The organism is Rathayibacter sp. AY2B5, from assembly GCF_002931645.1.
Taxonomy (GTDB): Bacteria; Actinomycetota; Actinomycetes; order Actinomycetales; family Microbacteriaceae; genus Rathayibacter.
Window position 1 is genome coordinate 170,649 of the sequence record NZ_PSUE01000001.1, and the last position, 12,407, is coordinate 183,055.

Genomic DNA, 12,407 nt, shown 5'->3' on the forward strand with positions numbered 1-12,407 from the left:
GTGGGGGAGTCGGGCGGCGCGCTCAGACGGGCAGCGGGCCGTTGTCGACGAGCGCCGCCGACTCGTCGTAGCGGTAGAGGCGCGGGGGACGGTGGCGGGTGCCCGTCAGGCGCTCCCCGGTGGGCACCACGGTGCCGGAGCTCTCGATCGTCCGGCGGAAGTTGGCCGGGTCGAGGGGCTTCTGCAGGACGGCCTCGTGGACCTCCCGCAGCTGGGACAGGGTGAAGGCGCCGCCGAGGAAGGCCTGCGCGATGCGGGAGTACTCCATCTTGTTGCGCAGGCGCCAGAGGGCGTAGTCGACGATCAGTCCGTGGTCGAAGGCGAGCTCGAGCGGCAGATCGGTGCAGAGCCAGGCGACGTTCTCTCCCACGATGGCCTCGTCGGCCTCGGCGGAGCGCACGAGCGCCCAGTAGACGATCGACACGACGCGGTCCTCACCGGGGGAGCGGTCGGTGCCGCCGACGGCGTAGAGCTGCTCGAGGTAGCGCGGAGCCAGGCCCGTGGTCTCGCGGAGAGTGCGGCGGGCCGATTCGGCGAGATCCTCGTCCGGATGCAGCGGTCCGCCGGGCAGTGCCCAGAGTCCCTCGAACGGCTCGCGGATGCGCCGGACGACGGGGATCCAGACGGTGCTCGCTCCGGTCTCCGGGTGCGGCCGCAGGGCGAAGATCACCGTCGACACGGCGAGCTGCACGTCCGGCATCCGATGCCCCCTACTAAGAGTCGCACCGACTGTAAGTGCTGGGATCACCTTAGTGTCACCAACACCTGAACACCTAGCGGGAGAAGCGACACGCCGCTACGGGCCCGCCCCGCCCGCTAGGCTGACCGCACAACCGAATACCGGGCCGCAATACGCGACGCGGGAGAGCCGACTCCGGTCGGCACCGAAGGAGCAAGCCTCCCCGCCAATCTCTCAGGTCTTGTACCGCGTCGAACTGGCCACTCTGGAAAGCGATCCGCTCGGATCCGCCCATGGTGAAAGCGCTCGACCCCTCGGGGCGGCGCGAATCTCTCAGGCTCCACGACAGAGGGGGAGTTCCCACGGCACTGCTGTGCTCTGCCGCGAACGCGGCGCGAGTCCAGCACTGCGACGAAATGGAGAACTCATGTCCGAGACCCCGACGACCAGCCCCGAAGCCCGCTACTCGCCCCTGCACGAGGTGCACGTCGCCGCCGGCGCGTCCTTCACCGACTTCGCCGGGTGGCAGATGCCGGTCCGCTACTCTGGCGATCTCGCCGAGCACCACGCCGTGCGCACCGCCGCCGGCCTCTTCGACCTCTCGCACATGGCCGAGATCCTCGTCGTCGGCCCCGAGGCGGTCGACGCCCTCGACTACGCGCTGGCGAGCGACATCTCGGCCGTCGCCGCCGGCCGCGCGAAGTACACCCTCCTCCTGGAGCGCACGGGCGGCGTGATCGACGACCTCGTCGTCTACCGCACGGGCGAGGACCGCTTCATGGTCGTCGCGAACGCGGCCAACCGGCACATCGTCGTCGAGACGCTCCGCGACCGCACCGCGATGTTCGAGTGCGAGCTGTTCGACGAGAGCGACGACGTCGCCCTCATCGCGCTGCAGGGCCCGCGCTCGCTCGAGATCCTGCAGAACGTCCAGGGCCTCGCCGTCGAGACCGAGCGGGGAGCGGAGTCGGTGCTCGACACGGACGACGCCGCCCGCCTGCTCGCGGAGCTGCGCTACTACCGCGCCGTGCCCGCGACCTTCGAGGCGCACCCGATCCTGATCGCGCGCACCGGGTACACAGGCGAGGACGGCTTCGAGATCTACGTCTCGCCCGACTCCGCTCCCACGCTCTGGCAGGCTCTCGCCGAGACCGGCGCCGGAGCGGGCCTCGTCCCCGCCGGCCTCGCCGCCCGCGACACCCTCCGCCTCGAGGCGGGCATGCCGCTCTACGGCCACGAGCTCTCCCGCGACGTCTTCCCCGCACAGGCCGGCCTCGGCCGCGTCGTCGCCTTCGGGAAGCCGATCGACTTCGTCGGCCGCGCGGCCAGCGAGGAGGGTCCCTCCGGAGACGCTCCCGTGCTCGTCGGGCTCGTCGGCGAGGGCCGCCGCGCCGCCCGTGCCGACTACACCGTCCTCTCCGGCGACGACGAGGTCGGAGTGGTCACCAGCGGCGTCCTCTCGCCGACCCTGGGCGTCCCGATCGCGATGGCCTACGTCGCCCCCGCCTCCGCGCAGCCCGGGACGGCGCTCGCCGTCGACATCCGCGGCACGCGCCTCCCGATGACCGTCACCGAGCTCCCCTTCTACTCGAGAAAGAAGAACTGACATGGCCGTGCCCACCGAGCTGCAGTACACCTCCGACCACGAGTGGATCCGGGTCGACGGAGAGGTCGCGACCGTCGGCATCACCGCCTACGCCGCGGACAAGCTGGGCGACGTCGTCTTCGTCGAGCTCCCCGAGGCGGGAGCCCGCGTCGAGGGCGGCAGCGTCGTCGGCGAGATCGAGTCGACCAAGTCGGTGGGCGAGCTGTTCGCCCCCGTCGACGGCGAGGTCCTCGAGGCCAACACGGCCGTCGTCGACAGCCCCGAGCTCGTCAACTCCGACCCGTTCGGCGAGGGGTGGCTGATCCGGGTCCGCTTCGACGCCCTGCCCGACGGCCTCCTCGACTCCGCCGCCTACACCGAGCTGGTCGGCGAGTAGATGGCGGCCACCAGGACCCCCGGCGCCTTCGAGTCCCGCCACATCGGGACCGACGCCGACGCGCAGCGCACCATGCTCGCGGCTCTCGGGTACGACTCCGTGGAGGAGCTCGTCACCGCCGCCGTCCCCGAGTCGATCCACGTCCGCGACCTCCCGCAGGTGCTGCCCGCTCCGGCCACCGAGACGGAGGCGCTCGCCGAGCTGCGCGCCCTCGCCGCGAGGAACACGGTGCGTCGGCCGATGATCGGCCTCGGCTACTACGGCACGCACACCCCCGCCGTGATCAAGCGCAACGTGCTCGAGAACCCCAGCTGGTACACGGCCTACACGCCGTACCAGCCCGAGATCTCGCAGGGGCGCCTGGAGGCGCTGATCAACTTCCAGACGATGGTCTCCGACCTCACCGGCCTCGACACGGCCGGCGCGTCGATGCTCGACGAGGGGACGGCCGTCGTCGAGGCGATGCTGCTCGCGCGCCGCGCCTCGAAGGCGCGCACCGACGTCTTCGTCGTCGACTCCGACGCTCTCCCGCAGACCCTCGCGCTGCTGCGCGGCCGGGCGGAGGCCGTCGGCATCCGCATCGTCGAGCTCCCGCTCTCGCGCACCGCCGCGGAGGAGGTGCCGGAGTGCTTCGGCGCCCTCGTGCAGTACCCCGGCGCGTCCGGGCACCTCTGGGACCCGTCGGCGGTGCTCGCCGCGGTGAAGGCCCACGGCGGCCTGGCCGTCGTCGCCGCCGACCTGCTCGCGCTGACCCTGGTGCGCTCGCCGGGCGAGCTCGGCGCGGACGTCGCGGTCGGCACCACGCAGCGCTTCGGCGTCCCGCTGGGCTTCGGAGGACCGCACGCCGGCTACCTCGCCGTCCGCAAGGGACTCGAGCGCCAGCTGCCCGGCCGCCTCGTCGGCGTCAGCCAGGACGCGGACGGCCACCCCGCCTACCGCCTGTCTCTCCAGGCCCGCGAGCAGCACATCCGCCGCGAGAAGGCGACCTCGAACATCTGCACCGCGCAGGTCCTCCTGGCGGTCATGGCGGCGATGTACGCGGTCTACCACGGGCCGGACGGGCTCGCCGCGATCGCCGAGCGCGTGCACGGCCGGGCCGCGCTCCTCGCGCGCCTCCTCCTCGACCGGGGCCACTCCCTCCGGCACGCCGACTTCTTCGACACCGTCTCGGTCGTCGTGCCCGGCGGCGCGGAGGCGGCGGTCGCCCGCGCCCGCCAGGCCGGCTTCGACGTGCGCCTGGTCGACGCCGACACGGTCTCGGTGTCGATCGACGAGACGGTCACCGACCTCGAGGTGATCGCCGTCGCGACCGCCGTCGGGCAGCTGGACTCGTCGTTCGGCTTCCTCAGCGGCTCCGCGCGGAGCATCCCCGCCGAGCTCGACCGCCGCACGCCGTTCCTCGTGCACCCGGTCTTCAGCAGCCACCACAGCGAGACCTCGATGATGCGCTACCTCAAGCGCCTCGCCGACTCGGACTACGCGCTGGACCGCGGCATGATCCCGCTCGGCTCCTGCACCATGAAGCTCAACGCCGCCACCGAGATGGAGGCGGTCAGCTGGCCCCAGTTCGCGGACCTGCACCCGTTCGCCCCCGAGGCGGACGTGCAGGGCTCCCTGGCGCTGATCGACCAGCTGGAGGGGTGGCTCGCCCACCTCACCGGCTACGACTCCGTGTCGCTCCAGCCCAACGCCGGCTCGCAGGGCGAGCTCGCGGGCCTGCTGGCGATCCGCGGCTGGCACCGGTCGAACGGCGACGAGGACCGCACGGTCTGCCTGATCCCCTCGAGCGCCCACGGCACCAACGCCGCGAGCGCGGTCCTCGCCGGCATGCGCGTCGTCGTCGTGGCCTGCGACGAGCTCGGCAACGTCGACCTGGACGACCTCCGGGCGAAGATCGCCGAGCACGCGGGCTCCCTCGCCGCGCTGATGATCACCTACCCGTCGACCCACGGCGTCTACGAGCACGAGGTCGCCGAGATCTGCCGCCTCATCCACGAGGCCGGCGGACAGGTGTACGTGGACGGCGCGAACCTCAACGCACTCCTCGGCTTCGCCCGCTTCGGAGACTTCGGCGGCGACGTCTCGCACCTCAACCTGCACAAGACGTTCTGCATCCCGCATGGCGGAGGCGGTCCCGGCGTCGGTCCCGTCGCCGCGAAGGCGCACCTCGCGCCGTTCCTGCCCGGCCACCCGCTCGCGCAGCGGCTCGAGCACGGCGTGGGCACGCAGGGCGAGCGGATCGTCCACGGCGGCGCACCGGTGTCGGCAGCTCCCTACGGCAGCCCCGGCATCCTGCCGATCTCGTGGGCGTACGCCCGGATGATGGGCGAGGAGGGCCTGCGGGCCGCGACCGGGGCGGCCGTCCTCTCGGCCAACTACGTCGCTGCGCGCCTCCGCGGGCACTACCCGGTGCTCTACACGGGGGACAACGGGCTCGTCGCCCACGAGTGCATCCTCGACATCCGCCCGCTGACGGCGGCGAGCGGAGTGACCGTGGACGACGTCGCCAAGCGCCTCGTCGACTACGGCTTCCACGCGCCGACCATGAGCTTCCCCGTCGCCGGGACCCTGATGGTCGAGCCGACGGAGAGCGAGGACCTCGCCGAGATCGACCGCTTCATCGACGCGATGATCGGGATCCGGGCCGAGGCCGACCGCGTCGGCGCGGGGGAGTGGCCGGTGGACGACAACCCGCTGCGCGGCGCCCCGCACACCGCCGAGTGCCTGACGGCCGAGGAGTGGACGCACCCGTACAGCCGCGAGGAGGCCGTCTACCCGGTCCGCTCGCTGGTGCGCGGCAAGTACTGGCCGCCGGTCCGCCGGATCGACCAGGCCTACGGCGACCGCAACCTCGTCTGCGCCTGCCCGCCCATCGAGGCCTTCGCCTGATCCGCCCGCACGCGCTCGTCCGCAACCGAGGGTGAGAGAGCAGGAACGGAGCCCCGAGCCCGTCCTCGGCTCTCCGACCCTCGGTTGCAGACACGGTCGGTCCCTCACAGGCGCGGAGTGGGTCGCAGTCCTCCCGATCCGGGGGGAACGGCGCACGGCGACTCCGATGCACGAGGGAGCCCGACCGTGTGGAACGCGTGGTGGAGGTGCCGGCAGGGCTCGACGGAGTCGCGACGAGCGAGCAGCTCCACCGTGCGGGCGTCAGGCCGCGGCAGTGGAGAGCCGCGGCGCGGTCCTGCGGCTCCTCGGATGCGATCGGTCCGACGTCACGTCCGCGGAGCCGGCGGCGCGAACAGCTCGGGCCAGAGGGCGACGGCCAGCGGGTACCCGACGAACGAGACGATGTCGATGATCGAGTGGGCGATCACCAGGGGCGGGGTGCGGCCGAAGCGCTGGTAGAACAGTCCGAACACCAGGCCCATGACCACGTTCCCGATGAAGGGCCCGATGCCCTGGTACAGGTGGTAGCTGCCCCGGAGCAGCGCACTGGTCACCAGGATCCGCCACCGCCCCCAGCCCAGATCGCCCAGGCGGGCGAAGAGGTACCCGATCACGACGACCTCCTCCTGCACTCCCGCCCGGATCGCGGAGAGCACGAGCACCGGCACCGTCCACCAGTACGCGTCCAGCGGCGAGGCCACCACCGCCACGGTGATGCCCAGCGCGCGTCCGACGGCGTACAGCGCGATGCCCGGCGCGCCGATCGCCACCGCGAGGACGGTCCCGGTCCCCAGGTCCGCGAACGGCCGGCGCAGGTCGAGCCCCAGGCGCCCGAGCGGACGGCCCGAGCTCTGCCAGAGCAGGAACGCGCAGAGGGCCACCGGCACCAGGTCGAAGAAGAGCGCGAGCAGCTGGTAGACGAGGTCGAAGCCCGGGCGGTCGCTGAGGGCGCCGTTGATCGTCGCGGTCTGGTCGGCCAGTGCGGTCGAGCGGGTGAGCCGGTTGGCGATGGAGACCACCGAGTAGACCGCGGAGGCGCCCAGCGAGAGCCCGAGGACCAGCAGGATCTCGATGCGGATCCGGCGCCGTCCGGGCGCGGATCCTGACAGGTCGGTGGACACTCCGTGCGTCTCCTCTGAAGTCGATGTGTTGCGCGACGGCCGCCCGGTACGCACGTTTCGTGCAGAACAGCGCAAGGATTCCACCTCCCGGTTACCGCTGTGTAACGGTTGCCACATGCTTTTGTGCAGATAGCGGGCGAATACATAGTCTCGTTGAAGGCATCCGCGCGACGGCCACCAGTCTCGTGCGCCGCCGCCGTCGCCACGCGCACGGCACTCCACGCGTCAGGGAAACCACTTCTCGCGCGCCCCCACATCACTGGAGGAATAGTGAACATCAGACGTTACGGATTCGGGGCTCTAGCGCTCGTCGCCGCGGGCACGCTGGTCCTGGCCGGCTGCAGCAGCTCGAACGACTCGGGCGGAGGTGCATCGGGAGGCGACGCCGCCGCGATCATCTCCACGAACGGCTCCGAGCCGCAGAACCCGCTGATCCCGACGAACACCAACGAGGTGGGCGGCGGCAAGATCCTCGACGAGATCTTCGCGGGCCTGGTCTACTACGACGCCAAGGGCGCCCCCGAGAACGACGTCGCCGAGTCCATCGAGTCGGACGACGCGCAGAACTACACGATCACAATCAAGTCGGGCCTGACCTTCACGAACGGCGACCCGGTCACCTCCAGCTCGTTCATCGACGCCTGGAACTACGGCGCCAAGCTGTCGAACAACCAGCTCAGCGCGTCGTTCTTCTCGAACTTCGAGGGCTTCAGCGACACCGAGGACAGCGAGCTCACCGGCCTCAAGGCCGTGGACGACACCACCTTCACCGTCGCGCTCAAGTCCCCGCAGTCGGACTTCCCGATCAGCCTCGGCTACTCGGCGTACTACCCGCTGCCCGCCGCCGCGTTCGACGACATGGCCGCCTTCGGTGAGAACCCGATCGGCAACGGCCCGTACAAGCTCGACGGCGACGACGCGTGGCAGCACGACGTCCAGATCGAGCTCGTCAAGAACGACGAGTACACCGGCCCCCGCGAGGCCCAGAACGGCGGCCTGAAGATCGTCTTCTACGCCACCCAGGACGCCTCCTACGCCGACCTCCTCGGCGGCAACGTCGACGTGATCGACCAGATCCCGGACTCCGCCTTCGGCACCTTCGAGAGCGACCTCGGCGACCGCGCCGTGAACCAGCCCTCGGCCGTGTTCCAGTCCTTCACCATCCCGGGCCGTCTCCCGCACTTCGACGGCGAGGAGGGCCAGCTCCGCCGCCAGGCGATCTCGATGTCCTTCGACCGCAAGGAGATCACCGACGTGATCTTCGAGGGCACCCGCACCCCGGCCTCCGACTTCACCTCCCCGGTGATCGACGGCTACAGCGACGCCCTCTCCGGCGCCGACGTGCTCGAATACAACCCCGACGAGGCCAAGGCGCTGTGGGCTCAGGCCGACGCGATCAGCCCCTGGGACGGCACCTTCAAGATCGCCTACAACGCCGACGGCGGCCACCAGGGCTGGGTCGACGCGGTGACCAACTCGATCAAGAACACGTTGGGCATCGACGCCGAGGGCGACGCGTACCCGACCTTCGCCGAGGCGCGCACCAAGATCGTCGACCGCTCGATCGAGACCGCGTTCCGGACCGGATGGCAGGCCGACTACCCGAGCCTCTACAACTTCCTCGGACCGCTCTACGTGACCGGCGCCTCGTCCAACGACGGCGACTACTCGAACCCCGAGTTCGACACCCTGCTCCAGCAGGGCCTGTCGGACGCCGACGCCGACGCTGCGAACACGACGTTCCAGCAGGCCCAGGAGATCCTCCTGAAGGACCTCCCGTCGCTGCCCCTGTGGTACGCGAACGTGACCGGCGGCTACGGCGAGGGCGTGTCGAACGTCGAGTTCGGCTGGAACTCGGTGCCGCTCTACTACGAGATCACCAAGAACTAAGCTCGAACCACTGGGGCGCTTCGCCCGTGCCGTCGGCCACCAGGTCACGGCACGGGCGGAGCGCCCTGTTTCGGTCACAATCGAATGAGGTCCCCATCCATGCGACTCCGGAACCGGCTGGGCTGACATGCTCGCCTACATCGTCCGACGCATCCTGCAAGCCGTCCCCGTGCTCATCGGCACCACGTTCCTCATCTACTTCATGGTCTTCTCCATGCCGGGGAACCCGCTCCTGTCGCTCTTCGGCGACAAGACGCCGAGCCCCGCACTCCTCGCCCGCCTCGAGGAGCAGTACCACCTGAACGAGCCCTTCTTCGTCCAGTACCTGTACTACCTGGGAGGCGTCGTCCGCGGCGACTTCGGCATCTCGTTCTCCGGCCAGTCCGTCAACGAGATCCTCGCCCGCACCTTCCCGGTCACCCTGACGCTCGCCATGATGGCGATCGTCATCGAGATCGTCGTCGCGCTGACCATCGGTCTCATCAGCGGTCTGCGCAAGGGCAGCTTCTTCGACGCGAGCGCGCTGGTCGTCAGCCTCCTGCTCGTGTCGGTGCCGATCTTCGTGCTCTGCTTCATCGCGCAGTCCTTCTTCGCGATCCAGCTGGGATGGTTCCCTCCGACCGTCGGAGCCGACGCGTCGTTCCAGAGGCTGCTGCTGCCCGCGATCGTGCTCGCCCTCTTCGTGGTCGCCTCGGCCATCCGCCTCACGCGCGGCTCGGTCATCGAGACGGCCGGCTCGGACTTCGTCCGCACCGCGTACAGCAAGGGGCTCTCGCGACGCCGCGTCATCCCCGTGCACGTCCTGCGCAACTCGCTCATCCCGGTCACGACGCAGTTCGGAGCCGACTTCGGCCTCCTGATCGTCGGCGCGACCGTGACCGAGGGCATCTTCAACGTTCCCGGAGTCGGGAACACGCTCTATCAGGCGATCATCCGAGGTGAGCGGCCGACCGTCGTCTCCTTCGTCACGGTCATGGTGCTGTTCTACCTCGTGGTGAACATCCTCGTCGACCTGCTCTACGCCGTACTCGACCCGAGGATCCGCTATGCCAAATGAGTCCACCGGCGGCGCGCAGAAGGCCCGCCGCATCGACCACTTCGTGGCCCCGCTCGAGGAGACGCCGATCGCGTCGGTCGACGCCGTCAGCCTCGACGAGAAGCCCAGCAACCTCTGGACCGACGCGTGGCGCGACCTGCGCAAGCGGCCCATGTTCTGGATCTCGGGCGTCCTGATCCTCGTCATCATCGCCGTCGCGCTGTTCCCGGGCCTGTTCACCTCGGTGGACCCCCGCCAGTGCGCGCTCTCGTTCAGCAACCAGGGCCCCGGCGACGGCAGCCTGCTCGGCTACACCAAGCAGGGGTGCGACGTCTTCTCGCGGATCATCCACGGCACGTCCACGTCGCTGACCGTCGGCCTCATCGTGATCGTGATCACGACGGTCTCCGGCGTCATCGGCGGCGCTCTGGCCGGCTTCTTCGGCGGCTGGGTCGACACCGTGATCATGCGCCTCGGCGACATCTTCTTCTCGATCCCCTACATCCTCGCCGCGGTCGTCATCATGTCCGTCTTCTCGGCCTACCGGAACGTGTTCGTCATCGCCCTGGCGATCGGCGCGTTCGCCTGGCCGACGACGGCGCGCGTCCTGCGCTCCGAGGTCCTCCGCGTGAAGCAGGCCGACTTCGTCGGCGCCGCCACCGCGACCGGCCTCTCCCGCATGGCGATCCTGTTCCGGCACGTGCTGCCGAACTCGATCGCTCCCGTCATCGTCGTCACGACGATCTCGCTCGGCGCGGCCATCACCGCGGAGGCGACGCTGTCGTTCCTCGGCGTCGGCCTTCCCGGCTCGGTCATGTCGTGGGGCAACGACATCAGCCAGGCCCAGCGCGATCTGCGCACCAACCCGCAGACGCTGATCTACCCGTCGATCGCCCTGACGGTCACGGTGCTGAGCTTCATCCTCCTCGGCGAATCGCTCCGCGACGCGCTCGACCCGAAGGCGAGGGCCCTCCGATGACCGCCACGACACCGAACGCACCGCACGGGCCGCTGCTCGAGGTCACCGACCTCGAGGTCGGCTTCCAGACCGGCAGCGGACTGGTCCCCGCCCTCCGCGGCGTGAGCCTCACGATCGAGCACGGCCAGACCGTCGCGATCGTGGGGGAGTCGGGCTCCGGCAAGTCGACGACCGCCGCCGCGATCATCGGCCTGCTCCCCGGCACCGGCCAGGTCACCGCCGGCTCCGTGCTGTTCGACGGCAAGGACCTCGCGAAGGCGACGAGGACCGAGCTCGAGGACATCCGCGGCCGCCGGATCGGCTACGTCCCGCAGGACCCGATGTCGAACCTGAACCCCGTGTGGTCGGTCGGCTTCCAGGTCGAGGAGACCATCAAGGCCAACGGCCTCGCGACCGGTCGCAAGGAGGTGCGCGCCAAGGCGATCGAGGTCCTGCAGAACGCGGGCCTCGCCGACGCGGAGAAGCGCCTCAAGCAGTTCCCGCACCAGTTCTCGGGCGGCATGCGCCAGCGCGTGCTGATCGGCATCGGCCTGGCCGCGGCTCCCCAGCTGCTGATCGCCGACGAGCCCACCTCGGCGCTCGACGTCACGGTCCAGCGCCGGATCCTCGACCACCTCGAGACGCTGACGAAGACCGACGGCACCGCGCTGCTCTTCATCACGCACGACCTGGGCCTCGCCGCCGAGCGCGCCGAGAAGCTCATCGTCATGTACAAGGGCCGCATCGTCGAGTCCGGCGCCTCGGTGGAGGTGCTGCAGAACCCGCAGCACCCCTACACGCAGCGCCTGATCGCGGCGGCGCCCAGCCTCGCGTCGCGCCGCATCCAGTCGACGGCCGGCCGGGCCGTGGAGTCGGTCTCCGGCGAGTCGGAGGCCGTGCGCGAGGTCGACCTGGTCGGCGCGGGCGCCGCGCACCACGCCGGCGCGGTCGCCTCGGGCGCCCCGATGATCGAGGTCGACGGCCTCACGAAGGTCTTCAAGATCCGCCGCGGCGGCCTGAAGGCCGAGGACTTCACCGCCGTCGACAACGTGTCGTTCTCGATCCCGAAGGGCACCACCACGGCGCTCGTGGGCGAGTCCGGATCGGGCAAGTCGACGATCGCCCGCCTGGTGCTGGGCCTCGAGACGGCGACGTCCGGAGCGATCTCGATCGCCGGTCGCCGGACCGAGAAGCTCAAGGGCCGCGACATGCTGGCGCTCCGGCGCTCCATGCAGCCGGTGTTCCAGGACCCGTACGGCTCGCTCGACCCGCTGCACAACATCGGCAACACCATCTCGGAGCCGCTGCGAGTGCACAAGGTCGGCGACCGGACGTCGCAGCGCGAGCGCGTCCTCGAGCTGCTCGACCAGGTGTCCCTCCCGCGCGTGATCGCGAGCCGGTACCCGAACGAGCTCTCCGGCGGCCAGCGCCAGCGCGTGGCGATCGCCCGCGCGCTCGCGCTGAAGCCGGAGATCGTGGTGCTCGACGAGGCCGTGTCGGCTCTGGACGTCCTCGTCCAGGCGCAGATCCTCCGCCTCCTCGCCGACCTGCAGGCCGAGCTCGGGCTGACCTACCTGTTCATCACGCACGACCTGGCGGTGGTCCGCGTGATCGCCGACGACGTCTGCGTGATGCAGAAGGGCAGGATCGTCGAGCACGCCCCGACGGACACCGTGTTCGACTCGCCGCAGCAGGAGTACACCCGCGAGCTGCTCGACGCCATCCCCGGCGCCGGCATCGAGTTCGCGGTCTGACCGACCGTCACCAGGGCCCCGGCCCCGCCTGGAGCGCTCCTCGGAGCCCTCCGGAGCGGGGATCCGGGGCCCTTCGCCGTGCGGACGCCTCGCTGCGG

9 protein-coding genes and 1 riboswitch are annotated in these 12,407 nt (G+C 70.4%); of the genes, 7 read left to right on the top strand and 2 right to left on the bottom strand.

Annotated elements, in window-relative coordinates:
* Positions 1–22 precede the first annotated feature (22 nt).
* Complete coding sequence (locus C5C30_RS00735; RefSeq protein WP_104222969.1) at positions 23–700, bottom strand: NUDIX domain-containing protein; 678 nt, start codon at positions 698–700, stop codon at positions 23–25.
* A gap of 150 nt (positions 701–850) precedes the next feature.
* Positions 851–938, top strand: a riboswitch (glycine riboswitch).
* A gap of 168 nt (positions 939–1,106) precedes the next feature.
* Between C5C30_RS00735 and gcvT the strand changes: the two genes are divergently transcribed.
* Genes gcvT through gcvP form a run of 3 tightly spaced genes read left to right on the top strand, consistent with a single transcriptional unit; the run spans position 1,107 to position 5,550 of the window.
* Positions 1,107–2,285 (top strand): glycine cleavage system aminomethyltransferase GcvT, encoded by a 1,179-nt coding sequence (gcvT, locus tag C5C30_RS00740; protein ID WP_104222970.1) that lies wholly within the window; start codon positions 1,107–1,109, stop codon positions 2,283–2,285.
* 1 nt (position 2,286) lies between these two features.
* Positions 2,287–2,661 (top strand): glycine cleavage system protein GcvH, encoded by a 375-nt coding sequence (gene gcvH, locus C5C30_RS00745; protein ID WP_104237541.1) that lies wholly within the window; start codon positions 2,287–2,289, stop codon positions 2,659–2,661.
* The gene (gcvP, locus tag C5C30_RS00750; RefSeq protein ID WP_104332995.1) at positions 2,662–5,550 is read left to right on the top strand and encodes an aminomethyl-transferring glycine dehydrogenase; all 2,889 of its coding nucleotides are present in this window, start codon (positions 2,662–2,664) and stop codon (positions 5,548–5,550) included.
* A gap of 326 nt (positions 5,551–5,876) precedes the next feature.
* Here gcvP and C5C30_RS00755 read toward each other — a convergent pair whose 3' ends face one another.
* Complete coding sequence (locus C5C30_RS00755; RefSeq protein WP_258065741.1) at positions 5,877–6,671, bottom strand: CPBP family intramembrane glutamic endopeptidase; 795 nt, start codon at positions 6,669–6,671, stop codon at positions 5,877–5,879.
* A gap of 270 nt (positions 6,672–6,941) precedes the next feature.
* On the opposite strand from C5C30_RS00755, the gene C5C30_RS00760 reads away from it, so the two are divergent.
* From C5C30_RS00760 to C5C30_RS00775, 4 genes are all read left to right on the top strand, one after another.
* Positions 6,942–8,561 carry an ABC transporter substrate-binding protein gene (locus tag C5C30_RS00760; RefSeq protein ID WP_104332997.1) on the top strand — a complete coding sequence of 540 codons (1,620 nt, stop codon included), beginning with the start codon at positions 6,942–6,944 and terminating at the stop codon, positions 8,559–8,561.
* 127 nt (positions 8,562–8,688) lie between these two features.
* Positions 8,689–9,618 carry an ABC transporter permease gene (locus C5C30_RS00765; protein WP_104222975.1) on the top strand — a complete coding sequence of 310 codons (930 nt, stop codon included), beginning with the start codon at positions 8,689–8,691 and terminating at the stop codon, positions 9,616–9,618.
* Positions 9,608–10,576 (top strand): ABC transporter permease, encoded by a 969-nt coding sequence (locus C5C30_RS00770; RefSeq protein ID WP_104222976.1) that lies wholly within the window; start codon positions 9,608–9,610, stop codon positions 10,574–10,576. Before C5C30_RS00765 ends, C5C30_RS00770 begins: the two co-directional genes overlap by 11 nt.
* Positions 10,573–12,309: an ABC transporter ATP-binding protein gene (locus C5C30_RS00775; protein WP_104260189.1), complete on the top strand. Its 1,737-nt coding sequence runs from the start codon at positions 10,573–10,575 to the stop codon at positions 12,307–12,309. Before C5C30_RS00770 ends, C5C30_RS00775 begins: the two co-directional genes overlap by 4 nt.
* The last annotated feature ends 98 nt before the right edge of the window (positions 12,310–12,407 follow it).